The organism is Kangiella taiwanensis (genome assembly GCF_020005165.1).
GTDB classification, from domain to species: Bacteria; Pseudomonadota; Gammaproteobacteria; order Enterobacterales; family Kangiellaceae; genus Kangiella; species Kangiella taiwanensis.
This window is the reverse complement of the sequence record NZ_JAHCLT010000003.1, coordinates 571,190-587,320: the sequence shown is the minus strand read 5'-3', so window position 1 is coordinate 587,320 and position 16,131 is coordinate 571,190. Positions and strand designations below refer to the sequence as shown.

The window sequence follows — 16,131 nt, the reverse complement described above, 5'->3', positions numbered from 1 at the left end:
TACACCATTACTGGTGGCGCGGATCAAGCCTTGTTCACGATTGACCCAGCGACGGGTGAGTTGACGCTGCCAGCGCAAGATTTTGAAGCGCCAGCGGATGCGAACGCGGACAATATCTACGAAGTGCAAATCACGGCAACGGACAGTGATGGCAACACGGCAGACGAGTTGGCCACGGTTGAAGTGACCGACGTGGCGGAAACGGCGAACTTGGACATTGCACCGATTGTGGAAACCACGCCTGAGAATACGGCGCACACCACGGCACCGGCGGACTTGAGCCCAGGTGACGCCCCAGTGGGCACCGTGACGTACACCATTACTGGTGGCGCGGATCAAGCCTTGTTCACGATTGACCCAGCGACGGGTGAGTTGACGCTGCCAGCGCAAGATTTTGAAGCGCCAGCGGATGCCAACGCCGACAACCTCTACGAAGTGCAAATCACGGCGACGGACAGTGATGGCAACACGGCAGACGAGTTGGCCACGGTTGAAGTGACCGACGTGGCGGAAACGGCGAACTTGGACATTGCACCGATTGTGGAAACCACGCCTGAGAATACGGCGCACACCACGGCACCGGCGGACTTGAGCCCAGGTGACGCCCCAGTGGGCACCGTGACTTACACCATTACTGGTGGCGCGGATCAAGCCTTGTTCACGATTGACCCAGCGACGGGTGAGTTGACGCTGCCAGCGCAAGACTTTGAAGCGCCAGCGGATGCGAACGCGGACAATGTCTACGAAGTGCAAATCACGGCGACGGACAGTGATGGCAACACGGCAAACGAGTTAGCCACGGTTGAAGTGACTAATATTGCTGAAAACGCACCAACGGTTAACTCCCAAGTGACTAACGACGATACTCCAGTCATTACGGGTACGGCGGATAGTGCTGATGATCTAACGGTGACGGTCAACGGTGTGACTTACACTGAAGGCGACGGCAACTTAGTCGACAACGGTGATGGCACTTGGACACTGACGATTCCAGCAGGTAACGAAATCCCTGATGGCACTTATGATGTTGTTGCAACTGTGACTGACGGTACTAATACTGCATCAGACGCCACGACCGATGAACTAGTTGTTGATAGTGCAATCACGACCCCAACAGTCGATCCACAGACAACCAACGACGATACTCCAGTCATTACGGGTACAGCGGATAGTGCTGATGATCTAACGGTGACGGTGAATGGCGTGACCTACACTGAAGGCGACGGCAACTTAGTCGACAACGGTGATGGCACTTGGACACTGACGATTCCAGCAGGTAACGAAATCCCTGATGGCACTTATGACGTTGTTGCAACTGTGACTGACGGTACTAATACTGCATCAGACGCCACGACCGATGAACTTGTTGTTGATAGTGCAATCACGACCCCAACAGTCGATCCACAGACAACTAACGACGATACACCTGTCATTACGGGTACAGCGGATAGTGCTGATGATCTAACGGTGACGGTGAATGGCGTGACCTACACTGAAGGCGACGGCAACTTAGTCGACAACGGTGATGGTACTTGGACACTGACGATTCCAGCAGGTAACGAAATCCCTGATGGCACTTATGATGTTGTTGCAACTGTGACTGACGGTACTAATACTGCATCAGACGCGACAACCGATGAACTTGTCGTGGATACGCAGATTACGCCTCCAACCGTAAACACCGTGTTAACAAATGATGACACCCCTGTGATCACAGGTACAGCGGATAGCGCTGATGATCTTACAGTCACAGTGAATGGCGTGACCTACACTGAAGGCGACGGTAACTTAGTCGACAATGGTGACGGCACTTGGACATTAACTATCCCTGACGCTGATGCACTTGCGGATGGTACGTATGATGTTACAGCGACAGCCACCGATGGTACTAACACAGCTGACGACTCAACTAATCAAGAGTTGACAGTGGATACGCAAGTAACAACGCCAACCGTTAATCCGTTAACTACCACAGATGGTACTCCTGTGATTACGGGTACAGCGGATAGCGCTGATGATCTAACGGTCACAGTGAATGGCGTGACCTACACTGAAGGCGACGGTAACTTAGTCGACAATGGTGACGGTACTTGGACATTGACTGTTCCTGACGCTGATGCGTTGACTGAAGGCACCTATGACGTTACTGCCAGCGTTAGCGACGATGCAGGTAACACAGCGGATGATGCAACCACCGATGAGCTGGTTATTGAAACAGCTGATAAACCTCAGTTACGTCTAGTTAAAACGGTAAGCACTGACCAAGTGCAGCTGGGCGATTTCGTTAGCTATACCATTACAGTTGAAAACGTAGGCACTGTAGATGTAACGGATGTTCAAGTAATTGACTCTCCGCCACTAGGGTTTGGCTATGTCGATAGCAGTGGTGAAATCAGTGACGTGAATTCAGGAAATGACGTGATAACGCCATACAAACCTTTACAGTTTGACGGTGTTGACGTTGCTGAAGGTGAAACGGCTACCATCAAGTACATGATGCGAGTTGGCCCGTCAGCAGTAGGCGCGGAGCATGTGAACAGCGTTACGGCTTACTTTAACGGTGACAAGATCAGTAATACGGCGACAGTCTCTGTATTCATGACCTCAGATCCTGACTTTGAGCAGGCGACCATCATGGGTAAAGTGTTTAACGACCGTGACGGTGATGGCTGGCAGGACGATGCGACTGCAACAGGCATTAGCGTGAGTGGTGGTATTGATGAGTCGGCTTATATAGCGGATTCGACCACTGTTGACCGTGGTAATGGGCCACAGCCTGAAGCGGATGCTAGCGCACCGATCAATCATGGTATTGAGTTGGGTACATTGCGTGGCCGCAACTCAGTAATGGACCCTGCGTCGAACTACACCATGGTCATTTCACAGCTTATGAGCGAGCCACGTTTCACGGATGACTTCGTCCTAACTACGGATGAAGGCACCAAACTGATGATGGATGCGGATGGCAAGACGCGTGTTGAGCACTCGGATGAAGTGGCGGATGATCTATCAGGCCAAAAAATTGGTGTTGAGCGTCATATCACACGAGTAGGCGATAGTTATCGCGTCGACTTCGTGATTACCAACCACGGTATCTATGAGCGCGGTATTCCAGGCGTGCGAATCGCCACAGTCGAAGGTTTAATTGTTGAAACTGACGCTTATGGCCGATTCCACTTGAATGCGCTAGAAGTTGAAAATTATGCTCGCGGTAGAAACTTCATCATGAAAGTTGACCCAGCGACATTACCATCGGGCAGTGTGTTCACGACCGAGAACCCTCGAGTTCAGCGCTTGACACAAGGTATGCCGGTACGTTTTGACTTCGGTGTTAAATTACCAGAGCCAAAAGAGCCTGCGTTAGACAAGTCGAGTGAGCTTGAAATTGAAATGGGTACCGTGCTGTTCGACGACAACAGTATTGAAATCAAAGAACAGTACCGCTCAGCGCTTCAAGGCATCGCGGATAAGATTAACCAATCGAAAGGCGCGACCTTAACTATTAACGGCTATGGGGGCGGTATTCCTATTGCCCTAGACCGTGCGGCAGTGTTGCGTGAGGCAATTTTGCAAAACGTTAAGCCAAGTATCGCTAAAAACGTCAAAGTGAAAATTAATCCTCACGCTGCTGACGTTGTCGATGGCCGTAACTTTATCAGCATGGGCGACCGTGTTGAGCTTGGACAACTGTTCTTCGATACTGATAAATCATCGATAGTAGAAGAGCACCAGGAAGTTTTAAAGACGATCGCTGCTTATCTCAAAGAGAAGGGCGGTGGCGCTATCTGGGTATCCGGCTACGCTGACATTCGTGGTAGTTCAGAATATAACTATCGCTTAGGTTTACAGCGCGCCGATGCAGTCTATAGCGCATTGAAAAAGCACTTAGGTGAAAAGTTGATTAAAAACGTAAGAATTGAGGTGGCTCCAGGCCAGTATGAAGCTTCAGCAGGAGGTGCGAGCCATGAGTAGGTTAATGGTAAAAAATGTTGCACAACCGCTATTAAGCTTTGGCTTGGGAGCTATTCTGTTCAGCTTGGCACCTGAGGCGTTCAGTGCTGAGCCACAAGAGCCAGCGAAAGAGTACAGTTGTGATAACTCTGAATGTAAAACTGAAGAAGGTTTGATTTTCAGAGTGAAAAGTAAAGGTGAATCGGCGGCTACAACGGTAGAAAAGTCGAAGATGCAACAAGACCGTCGAGTCGACATCGGTTATCGAGACATTTATACCTACGATGAGTCTGGCTTCCAACCTGATCAAAAGCGTGCCGATGTTGCGGGTAAAATGTTGATTCAATTGCCTAATGGCGGAATCATGTGGGCAACAGAAGATCCAACATTAACGCCACCATCATTAGGTGTTAGCGGTGCTTCAGTGGTTGCATTCGAAAACGGAAAGGTCGTTGAGCCAGTTAACTTTAGCTATTACTCAAACTATGCCGCTTTTATTGACCGCCTAGAACTGACTGTATTTGATGCTACGGATACAGATTTAGTGACGCCATTGGCGACTGAGTCTTTAGAAGTAACCAATAATGGCCGCTATGCTTGGGATGGACAGCTAACCCTAGATCGACCATTAGTTCAAGGTGATCGCCTTATTTACGTTCTTCGTGCTTATGACAAAGAAGGGCGCATGGATGAAACCACTGCTAAGAGTTTGTTGCTGGTTTCTCCTGAAGAAAAGGAAAATAATATCGCGCAATTTGCGGATCAAATTCGTCGTGGTGAGTCTCAAGACGAAATTTCGGATCAGCAACTGGCGAACCAGCTGATCGAAAGTGAAACCTTTGGTCAAAATAATCTGCGTCAACAGAATATCCCAATCTACGGTTCGCGTGTCAGAATCTTTGGTCAGGACATTCCTGAAAATCAGCCTATGACGATCAACGGCGATATTATTCCTGTTGATTTAGAACGTCGCTTTGTCGCTGAATATTTATTACCGGTCGGCCAACATAAGTTCAATGTTGTTATTGGTAATGAAGAAGACGAACAAATCGTTAACGACTTAACGGTAGATGTTACTGGCGAACATATGTTTATGGTCGCATTAGCTGACTTAACCGCGTCAAAGAATTCAGTTTCTGACAGTATTCAAGCAGTTGACGAGGGTGACAAGTTCGAAGATGACTTCCTGATGGAAGGTCGTCTCGCGTTTTACTTAAAAGGCAAGATTAAAGGTAAATACCTGATCACCGCACAAGCGGATACTCAGGAGCGTGAGCTTGACGAAATGTTTGACGGTTTCTTGGATAAAGACCCTCAAGATATCTTCCGCCGTCTTGACCCTGACCGTTATTACCCAGTGTATGGTGACGACTCGACGACCTATCGCGACGTCGATACGCAAGGCCGTTTCTACGTTCGCGTCGACTGGGACAAAAGCCAAGCGCTTTGGGGTAATTTCAACACAGGTATAACAGGCAACGAATTTGCCCAGTACTCACGCTCGCTGTACGGCGCTGCGATTAACTGGCGTTCGCTTGATACCACTGAGCTAGGCGAAGCAAAAACGCAGGTAAAAGCTTTTGCTTCTGAAGCACAAACCGCACTGGGGCATGTTGAATTCTTAGGCACGGGCGGTAGCTTGTACTACTTAAAGCATACCGACATTTTGCCGGGGTCAGACAAAGTCACCTTAGAAATTCGTGATAACACCACTGGCCGTGTGGAAACGCGCGTTGATCTACAACGTGGCGCAGACTACGAAATTGATGAGCTTCAAGGTCGTATTATTCTGACCACGCCGCTATCGCAAATTTCGCGTCGTAACTTAGACACCATTATTCGTGATCAGCCGCTAGACGGCTTTGACAACGTCTTATTGGTCGATTACGAATACCGTCCGTCAGGCTTTGAAGCAGATAGCACAACCGTTGGTGGTCGCGCTAAAGTATGGCTCGGCGAGCATGTTGCTGTCGGCGGTACGTTTGTCGATGAGAACCGCTCTGGTGATGATTACCAGCTAGCGGGCGTAGACGTCACGCTGCAGGCAGGTCGTGGTACTTACCTTAAAGTAGAATCCGCTGACTCAGAAGCGAATCAAGCGGCGACATTCTTCTCCGACAACGGTGGTTTCAGTTTCGATGAAGTTGTGCCTGATCCAACGGATGAGGTCACGGACAAGAACGGCGGTGCTTACTCCATCGAAGCCCGCGCTAACTTTAAAGAGTTAGGTTGGTCAGAGCATGAGTGGAAAGCAGGCGCATGGCACCGTGAAACTGATGCAGGCTTCTCGGTCGCACGTCGCACTTTGAACGAAGAAACGACTGAAACTGGTGCCGAAGTTAACGGCTACTTTAGTGATGACGTCTCGATTACCACTCGCGCAAGCAATTACGAGCGTGGTGCTGATAACAGCTTACGCCAGGCACAAGTCGGCGTGAACTATCAGATTACACCAAAGATCGATATCACTACTGAGTTACGTCAGCTTGAAGAAACCATTCTTGGTGTCGAAACCTCAGCGACTTTGGCTGCGTTGCAGTATAACCATCGCATAGGCGAGACTTGGGATGTATACACCGTAGGGCAGTTCACGTTGGACAACGACGGTGGCGAGTATGACAACAATGACTTATTCACTGTGGGTACGCGTTACCTGTTTGGTGACCGCTCATCGATTGGCGCAGAATATACCACGGGGCATCGTGGCGACGCTGCCAGCTTAACTGCGGAATACCAGATCAATAACGAGCACCAAGTGTATGGTCGTTATACCTACTCGACAGACACCACGCAAAACGTGTTCGGCTCGCAGATCAACGACGGTATTGTTTTAGGCCAAAAACTGCGCCTATCGAACCAAGTGACGATTTATAACGAAAGCCAGCACTTCAAAGCGCCTCAAGAGTCAGGCATCGTGCATACTTTCGGTATGGATTACTATCCGTCGCAAGGCTGGACCATTGGTTTCAACTTGCAGGACGGTAATCTTGATGCGATTTCCGGCCCTGTCGACCGTCAGGCAGCAACCATTAGCGGTGGCTACCGTTCGAAAGACGCGGACTGGAGCTCGAAAATCGAATACCGCGAAGATAGCGGGGCGGAAGAGCGTGAGCAATGGTTAACGACTAATCGCCTAACTTACCGCTTAACCGAAGACTGGCGTTTAGCTGCGCGTATTAACTACGCCGACACCGAAGACCTTATCGACCCTGCGCAAAATGCCAAGTTCGTTGAAGGTAACTTAGGTTTCGCCTACCGACCAATCGATAACACCCGTTGGGCATTGCTCGGTAAATATACCTACTTGTACGACTTACGAACCTTAGCGCAAGTCACTACAGGCGCGGATCAAAAGTCAGATATCTACTCATTTGAAGGTATCTACAGCTTTAACCCACGCTGGAAAGTGGCCGCCAAAATCGCGCACCGCCGTGGCCAAGTCCGCGAAAACCGTGGCTCAGGCGCATGGTTCAAGAGTACCGCGAACCTATACGCAGCCCAAACCCGCTATCACCTGATTAGCGAATGGGACGCCTTGCTAGAGTACCGCTGGCTAGAACTTGAAGAAAGCCAGGATGAGCGCGAAGGTTGGTTAGCCGGTGCGGATTACCACATCAGCAACAACTTCAAGATTGGTATAGGCTACAACTTCACCGAGTTCAGCGACAACCTAGCCAACCTAGACTTCAACTACGAAGGCTGGTTTATCAACTTCGTGGGTAAATATTAAACAAACTGTACAAAACTTAGGTAGAAGCCCTAAAAAAGTGACACTTTTTTGAATAAAGGGCTTCCATCTAATCCATTGTTACGGTATTATTTCGCGCAAATCAGGAGAGGTGGCAGAGCGGCTGAATGCACCGGTCTTGAAAACCGGCAAGGGTTTGTAGCCCTTCGTGGGTTCAAATCCCACCCTCTCCGCCATATTCTCGAAAGAGATTCAAAAACCGGCTTAATTGCCGGTTTTTTTATGCCTGAACTTCTTTACCAACTCTTCCCTTATAGCTTTGTCAATGCAAATTTGCCTTTGTTGAAAAGTTGAACTGGTTCACTTTTAAAGCTAGTATCAATGGAGCTATAGACTGGTTCAAATAATTAAACAGGGAAGCTTCCAAATATAATCAGTAAAATAAAAATACTGAGAAACTCTTCAATACATTAAAAGAAAAGCACAAATGACCGAAAAAATTGACCAAAATGATATAAACAAGACCCTGTGGAACATCTGCGACACCTTCCGCGGTACAGTCTCAGCAGATACCTACAAAGATTTCATCTTAACCATGTTGTTCTTAAAGTACATTTCGGATGTATGGCAAGATCACTATGACGAATACAAGAAAGAGTACGGCGATAATCCAGAAGTGATTGAAGAGCTGATGAAGTCTGAGCGCTTTGTTTTACCTAAGGGTTGTAGCTTCTATGACTTATACGAACAGCGGCATGAAATCGGTAATGGCGAACGTATCGATAAGGCGCTCCATAAAATCGAAGAAGAAAATGGTAAGAAGCTAAGAGACGCCAGCAAGTCGGTGTTCCAAGACATCAGTTATAACACCGATAAATTAGGTGATGCGAAACAAAAGAACTCCATTCTGCGCCATTTGCTTGAAGATTTTGCGAAACCTGAAATGAACCTCAAGCCAAGCCGCGTCGGCAATCTTGATGTCATTGGTAACTCCTACGAATACCTAATCGGTAAGTTCGCGGCCCAGGGTGGTAAGAAAGCCGGTGAATTCTATACGCCACCAGAAGTCTCGGATTTAATGTCGCGTATCCTTGCTCCGAAAGAGGGCGAAAGCATTTGTGATCCGGCGTGTGGTTCTGGCTCGCTACTCTTAAAATGCAGTAACTGGATTAAAAAGCACTACAACTCCAAGCGCTACGAGCTTTATGGCCAAGAAGCTATCGGCTCGACCTGGTCGCTGGCTAAAATGAACATGTTCCTGCATGGCGAAGACAACCACAAAATCGAATGGGGCGATACGCTAAGAAGCCCAAAGCTTTTAAACAAAGATGGCAACTTAAAACTATTCGACGTCGTAACCGCCAACCCACCGTTCTCATTGGATAAATGGGGCCATGACGAAGCCGAAAACGACCCGCACGGTCGATTCCGTCGCGGTGTGCCGCCTAAAACGAAAGGCGACTACGCTTTTATTACCCACATGATTGAAACCCTAAAGCCAAACAGTAATGGCTCCAAAGGCGGTCGTATGGGCGTTGTCGTGCCACACGGCGTTCTATTCCGCTCTTCCAGCGAAGGAAAAATTCGTACTCAGCTTATTAAAGAAAATCTACTCGACGCGGTAATCGGCTTACCAGAAAAACTATTCTACGGAACCGGTATTCCAGCGGCGATTCTAATCTTCCGTAAAGATAGAAAAGACCACAAAGAAAACAACCGAGTCCTTTTCATCGACGCCTCAAAGCATTTCAAAGCCGGCAAGAACCAAAACCAGCTAACCGAGGACGATATTAGTCGCGTCGTGCAAACCTACCGTAAATACCGCGAACTGCTCGGCGCAGAAGACGGTAACGACCCAATCGGTATGGATAGCACCACAGAAAGCTCGAAAGAACTGACCGAAAAGTTCAATGAAGCCATGAACGACGAAGGGTTTAACTCAGAAACTAACACCGGCGTACTGGTCGATAAATACGCCTATATCGCGACCCTAAAGGAAATAGAAGAAAACGACTACAACCTCAACATCCCGCGCTACGTCGACACCTTCGAAGAAGAAGAAGAAATCGACCTTATGGCCGTCAGAGAAGAGCGACTAAAACTTAACCAAGAGCTTAATCAGCTAGAAAGCGAAATGGAGAAGTATCTGAAGGAGTTAGGGTACGATGTGCCAGGAAGTATAAGTGACGCGAGAGGCAAGACGACGGAAGCGGCAGGTGACGGAGGGAGTAAGTAATGATTCCTGAAGGTTGGGAAAGAACTAAACTTGGTAGTTTTGTAAACATAGCTTCTGGAATAGCTCCGTCTTCTTTGCGGTTAAAGCAAGTAGGAAAGTATCCCTATGTAAAAGTAGAAGATATGAACAATTGTTCGAAGTATCAGATTGATAGTCGTACATTTACGGATGATGAATTGAAAGTAATAAGAAAAGGCGCAGTGATATTCCCAAAAAGAGGTGCAGCTATCATGAACAATAAAGTTCGCATTGCTGCAAAGGACATCTATCTAGACTCTAACATGATGTCACTTTACCCAAAGGACGGTCTTATAACTGAGTACCTATATTATTGTCTAATTCGTGAGGAGCTTCACAGGATTGCAGATACATCTACAATTCCTCAAATAAACAACAAGCACATAACTCCCTATATATTTCTTTTGCCGCCACTCCCCGAACAAAAGAAAATTGCTGAAATCCTATCTACATGGGACAAAGCCATCACAACCACCGAAAAGCTCCTAAAAAACAGCCAACAACAAAAAAAAGCCCTCATGCAACAACTCCTTACCGGCAAAAAACGCCTCCTAGACGACAACGGCGTTAGGTTTAGTGGTGAGTGGCGAAAGTATAAAGTTTCAAATATGGGAGAAACTTCATCGGGTGGCACACCTGCCACCAGTAAAATAGAGTTTTGGGATGGTGAAATTTCATGGCTAACGCCTACTGATGTCACTGCACTGGAAACAAAATATGTATATGAAACAAAGAGGAAAATTACCGAACTAGGGGTAAAGTTCAGCTCAGCCAAATTGCTACCAAAAGGTAGTCTGTTGATCTGCACAAGGGCCACAATTGGAGCGATGGCTATTTCTAAGAATGAAATAACCACTAATCAGGGTTTTAAGAACTTGATACCTAATGAAATGTTTATTGTAGAGTTTTTATACTATTTGTTTACGTTTAAAGTAAATGAGTTTAAGAGAAAAGCATCAGGATCAACTTTCCTAGAGCTTTCTATGAAAGACTTCGATAAAACAGAGTTCTTTTGTCCTGAAATTAGAGAGCAAGTAGCTATTGGCAAGGCGCTATCCGCAACAGATAAAGAGTTGGAGTTTTTGAATAATAAAATCAAGCACTTGAAACAAGAGAAAAAAGCGCTAATGCAACAGCTTTTAACTGGAAAAAGAAGAGTAAAAATAGATTAAGGAGGGAACATGAGTTTGAAATTTACTGGAAATTTTGAAGAGTTACAGGAAAAGCTAAGCAAGTTATCTGGTGAGTGGGATGGGAGCCAGCCTAACAAAAAAGTTCTAAAGCTTGATGGAGGTATTCTTAACTGGTACCAATCCACTGGAACTATACAGTTTCAAGGAAAAGATCCAGGAAAACAGAGGTTATCTAAAGAAGTGCCTATTCTATTGTACCCACAGGAAGTAGAGGATCAGCCTGAAAAGTTAGAAGAATCAGAATACATCCAAGAAGAAAAAGAATGTTTGAGAAGTAATATCAATAGTGCTGAGTCTATTGAGAAAAAGCTTCTTACTACTGGTGTAAATGAGAGTGAGCTAGTTTTAGGGGTAGTAAGTGCTGTAGGAACAGAGGTAAATAGAGTTACTGAACCATTAAAGGATAGGTTAAAGGGATTTGGGTATCACGTTGAAGAAATTAGGGTCTCATCGATTCTTACGCCTTTAAGTGGAACCGATGAGTATGAGCGTATAAGGCATTATATGTCTGAGGGTGACTCCTCTCGAGAAACTAGTGGTGATAATGCAATATTAGCAGCTGGTGTTTCAAAAGAAATTTCAAAGAGTCGCAATCCAGACAGGGGCAAAACGGCTTACATTGTCAATTCATTAAAGCATCCAAGGGAAGTTGAGTTCCTTAGGAAAATTTATGGGAATGGGTTTTATTTAATTGGTATTCATGCAGATGAAAAGAGAAGGCACAAGTTTCTTACTGAAGATAAAGGATGTACCCAAGAACAGGCTCAAGAGCTCATTATAATTGATGAAGATGAAAGTTTACCTCATGGTCAAAAAACAAGAGATACCTATCACCTAGCTGATTTCTTTTTAAACTTAGGAAGTAATAATGATCATGTTAAATATGGATTACAAAGATTCCTTGAATTAATATTTTCACACCCTTACAAAAATCCAACCTTTGACGAGTTTGCGATGTTTATGGCTTTTAATAGTTCCGTAAGATCTGGAGACTTATCAAGACAGGTAGGAGCTGTAATAAGCAAAGAAAAGCAAATAATAGCTACAGGTGCAAACGATGTACCTAAATCAGGAGGTGGCTTATATTGGGCAGAAGCCGATGAAGAAAGTGGTGAGGTAAAAGACCACCCTGATGGTAAAGACTATACAAGGGAGGCTGATTCAAATAAGCAGGCTCAGTCTGAAATCATAGATGGAATTGTTCAAAAACTTACTCACAACAAATTAGTCAGCGATGAAAATAAAGATGAACTAAGAAAGCTGCTATTGGATAGTAAAATATCTGACTTAACGGAGTTTGGGCGTATTGCCCATGCCGAGATGGATGCTCTGCTTTCTTGTAGTAGAGCTGGTATACCTACAGAGGGTACTACGTTGTATTGTACAACATTCCCTTGTCATAACTGCGCAAAGCATATTATAGCAAGTGGTGTAACTAGAGTTGTGTACGTCGAGCCATATCCTAAAAGCCGTGCGTTAGAGTTTCACTCCGAATCCATTGAGTTACGCTCCGAACTTGAATCTCTCTCACAAACTAATAATTTGGTTTCTTTTGAACCTTTTATTGGAATTGGGCCTAGACGATTTTTAGATCTATTTTCAATGAGCTTGGGTTCAGGCTCAAAGCTGCGTAGGAAAGAAAAGGATGGAAGTGTCGTAGAATGGAGCAAAGACAACGCACCAATTAGAACCCCATTAATTCCAAAATCCTATATAGATATAGAGAAGGCTGCTATTGAGTTATGGGAATCGTATAAAAATGATGGGAAGCCTTTCTAATGCTGAAACTCCAAGAAGAATACAGCGCTAAGATCCCTGCGCTAACATTGTTGGCAAACTTAGGCTGGACGTTTATAAGTCCAGAGGAAGCCCTTAGGCTTCGAGGTGGTAGCTATAACGAGGTGGTGTTAGTTGATGTGCTTCGGGAGGAGTTGAAGAAGCGTCAGTTTGAGTTTCATGGCGAGAAATACTTCCTCAGCGACAGTAGCGTAGATACTGTTATCGCTAATCTACAGCCTCAATTAAATGAGGGACTGGTTAAAGCGAACGAGAAGATTTATAACGCTTTAGTTTATGGGGTTTCTGTTACTGAGATTATCAAGGGCAAAAAAGCTCATCCAACGGTTTCAGTTATCGACTGGGATAACATAGATAATAATAGCTTTTTATTCACCGACGAATTTAGTGTCACGCGAAACGGTGGAGTTGGTACTAGAAGGCCCGATATTGTCTGTTTCGTTAATGGACTACCTTTAGTGGTAATTGAGGCTAAACGTCCTGATGGGCATGCGAGTAAAGGGCCTACGGTTAGAGAAGGTATTGAACAGTCCATTGGTAATCAGCATCCTGATGAAATTCCTCACTTATTCGCTTATAGCCAATTATTACTGAGTATTAGTGGTGTTGATGGACGTTATGGTACTTGCGGCACACCTTTCAAGTTCTGGGCGGCTTGGCGAGAGGAAGATTTTGCGGATGAACAGTTAGATTCGTTAAAAAATACAAAGCTCACTAAAAGTAGTCATAAAGCGATATTCGAATGTCGAGAAAAGCAATACCAGGATTGGTATGATGATTTAATTGCTGGTGGTGATTTGGCGGTCACCAAGCAAGATCGACTACTCATCAGTTTGTTAACGCCAGAGCGTTTATTAGAACTAACTCGTTACTTTGTCTTGTTCGATAGCAAAATCGGTAAAATCGTTGCACGTTATCAGCAGTTCTTTGGCACTAAAAAGCTAATGGAGCGAGTCGAGCAGAAAAACGACGATGGTTCACGTCGCGGTGGTGTTATTTGGCACACCACAGGTTCGGGTAAGTCCTTAACCATGGTGTTCTTGTCGAAAGCGTTACTTCTCAATGAACGCCTGAAGAAATGCCGGGTAGTTGTTATAACCGATAGAAAAGATCTTGAAACCCAGTTAAGCAATACCTTCTCTTCGAGTGGTGAGGTCGATAGCAAAAAAGATAAGAAAGATTCGCTGGCGACTTCTGGCAGAATGTTGGCAAAACAGATTGGGCAAGGTACGCAGCGAATTATCTTCTCGCTGATTCAGAAGTTTAACTCTGCTGCCAAATTACCTGAATGTCATAACGACAGCTCGGATATTATCGTTCTCATCGACGAGGGACACCGAAGTCAAGATGGTGAAAACCATATTCGTATGCGCCAAGCGCTTCCAAGCGCTTCCTTCATTGCCTTTACTGGTACACCGCTGCTAAAAGACGATAAGACGACCAGTAAGTTTGGTTCCATTATCCATGCTTATACCATGCAGCGTGCCGTTGAGGATAAAACAGTTACGCCGCTACTTTATGAAGAGCGTGTGCCTGATTTAGACGTCAACGAGCGGGCGATTGATGCTTGGTTTGAACGCTTAACGGGTGGGCTGAATGAAGAAGAAGTTGCTGACTTAAAGCGTAAGTACGCCAAGAAAGGTGAAGTTTATCGTTCAGAAGACCGCATAAAGCTGATTGCGGCAGATATTGCGGTGCATTTGACGCAGAACCTTGAGGACGATCAAAAAGCTCAGCTTGCTTGCGACAGTAAGGATTCAGCCGTTAAGTATAAAAAGTACCTCGATGAGTTGGGTTTGTTTGAAAGTGCGATTGTAATGTCGGCGCCCGATATGCGTGAGGGGCATAAAAATATTGAGGATGTCCCGGAAGTTATACAGTGGTGGAAAGATAACATCGGCAATCAGGATGAAGAGAAGTACACCAAGGATATTGTTAAGCGTTTTGATGAAGACCCTGCGCTAAAGCTACTCATTGTGGTGGATAAGCTACTAACCGGCTTTGATGAGCCTAAAAATACGGTGCTTTATATTGATAAGCCTTTAAAAGAGCATAACCTCATTCAGGCCATTGCTCGTGTAAATCGCCTGCATCCTAGTAAAAAGCATGGGTACTTGATTGATTATAGAGGCATTCTCGCTGAGTTGGATACAGCTATCGGTAAATATCAGGATTTAGCAGCTCGAACTCAGGGCGGTTATGATATTAACGATATCGAGGGGCTCTATTCCCACATGAATACCGAGTACCGAAAGTTGCCACAGTTGCATAAAAAAGTCTGGAGCTTCTTCGACTCAGTTAAGAATCGCGGTGATACAGAGCAATTCCGACAAGTATTATTGCCCAAAACAAAAGAAGTCAATGGTGAACTTGTTGATAGCAACCAGCGAGTTCGTGACGAGTTCTTTGATGCATTAAAAGAGTTCTCATCATGTTTAAAAGTCGCTTTACAGTCTGCAAACTTCTTTGAAGACAAGAGTTTTAGCGATGAAGATCGCCAAGAATATAAGAAAACCCTTAAAACTATGACAGGCATTCGCCAATCCGTACAAAATGCGATTGGTGAAAGTGTCGACTATAGTGAGTATGCGGACAGTATTCGTAAGTTAATGGATAAACACGTTGTTGGTGTAGAAGTTCGAGAGTCTGAAGGAGTTTATGAAGTTGGCAAGATGGGGCTCGGCGAGAAGGTCGACGATTGGTCAGAGGAAAAGACTCGAAACGAAACTGATATTATTAAAACTCGTGTTACTAAAACCATTGAACAGGATTTAAGAGACGATCCGTACGCTCAGGAAGCCTTCTCTAAGCTTCTAAGAGAATTGATTGAGCAGACAGAAAGCCAGTTTGATCATCCTATGAAACAATACATGCTTTTTAAAGAGTTTGAGGAAAAGGTTGAGGAGCGTGATGTTGAGGGAATACCTAGTGAGCTTAAAGATCATAAACAAGCTCAAGCTTTCTTTGGTGTATTTAAGAAAGAGCTCCCAGAAACCTTTAGAACGATCCATGAAGACGACTTACAGTCTTGGATAGACTTTGCCTTCGAGTGCGATAAAGCTGTAGACACAGCGGTTCACGAAAACTCCTTGAACCCACAAGATATGGAAAGTGCTATCCAGAAGAAGCTACTGCCTTCGACAATGAAAATGTGTAAAGAGGCTGGTGCTGGGTTTGATCACGCAAAAGCTATCGTTAGCTCTATCCAGCATATAGTTAGAGATGGAACGGGTCAGGGGTAATGGGTA

Annotated in this window: 6 protein-coding genes and 1 tRNA gene; all 7 read left to right on the top strand. The window is 45.5% G+C overall.

The features are described 5' to 3' along the window. Window positions 1-3,972: Ig-like domain-containing protein (locus KFK88_RS11755; protein WP_223579961.1), on the top strand; the 3,972-nt coding region annotated here is incomplete at its 5' end. Next, on the top strand, window positions 3,965-7,681 hold the full coding sequence (locus KFK88_RS11750) for a TonB-dependent receptor (protein WP_223579960.1): 3,717 nt from the start codon (window positions 3,965-3,967) through the stop codon (window positions 7,679-7,681). The genes KFK88_RS11755 and KFK88_RS11750, both read left to right, overlap by 8 nt. A gap of 103 nt (window positions 7,682-7,784) precedes the next feature. Further along, window positions 7,785-7,875: transfer RNA gene (locus tag KFK88_RS11745), tRNA-Ser, on the top strand. Window positions 7,876-8,126: 251 nt separating this feature from the next. Continuing rightward, window positions 8,127-9,875 (top strand): type I restriction-modification system subunit M, encoded by a 1,749-nt coding sequence (locus KFK88_RS11740; RefSeq protein WP_223579959.1) that lies wholly within the window; start codon window positions 8,127-8,129, stop codon window positions 9,873-9,875. After that, window positions 9,875-11,065 (top strand): restriction endonuclease subunit S, encoded by a 1,191-nt coding sequence (locus tag KFK88_RS11735; protein WP_223579958.1) that lies wholly within the window; start codon window positions 9,875-9,877, stop codon window positions 11,063-11,065. The genes KFK88_RS11740 and KFK88_RS11735 overlap by 1 nt, the downstream gene beginning before the upstream one ends. A gap of 9 nt (window positions 11,066-11,074) precedes the next feature. Then, window positions 11,075-12,865 (top strand): anti-phage dCTP deaminase, encoded by a 1,791-nt coding sequence (locus KFK88_RS11730; protein ID WP_223579957.1) that lies wholly within the window; start codon window positions 11,075-11,077, stop codon window positions 12,863-12,865. Beyond that, the gene (locus tag KFK88_RS11725) at window positions 12,865-16,125 is read left to right on the top strand and encodes a type I restriction endonuclease subunit R (RefSeq protein ID WP_223579956.1); all 3,261 of its coding nucleotides are present in this window, start codon (window positions 12,865-12,867) and stop codon (window positions 16,123-16,125) included. The genes KFK88_RS11730 and KFK88_RS11725 overlap by 1 nt, the downstream gene beginning before the upstream one ends. Window positions 16,126-16,131 lie beyond the last annotated feature (6 nt).

Bases quoted from the DNA above. Each gene is read 5' to 3' on its own strand.
- KFK88_RS11740 (WP_223579959.1), top strand. From the start codon at position 8,127: ATGACCGAAAAAATTGACCAAAATGATATAAACAAGACCCTGTGGAAC.
- KFK88_RS11730 (WP_223579957.1), top strand. From the start codon at position 11,075: ATGAGTTTGAAATTTACTGGAAATTTTGAAGAGTTACAGGAAAAGCTA.
- KFK88_RS11735 (WP_223579958.1), top strand. From the start codon at position 9,875: ATGATTCCTGAAGGTTGGGAAAGAACTAAACTTGGTAGTTTTGTAAAC.
- KFK88_RS11725 (WP_223579956.1), top strand. From the start codon at position 12,865: ATGCTGAAACTCCAAGAAGAATACAGCGCTAAGATCCCTGCGCTAACA.
- KFK88_RS11750 (WP_223579960.1), top strand. From the start codon at position 3,965: ATGAGTAGGTTAATGGTAAAAAATGTTGCACAACCGCTATTAAGCTTT.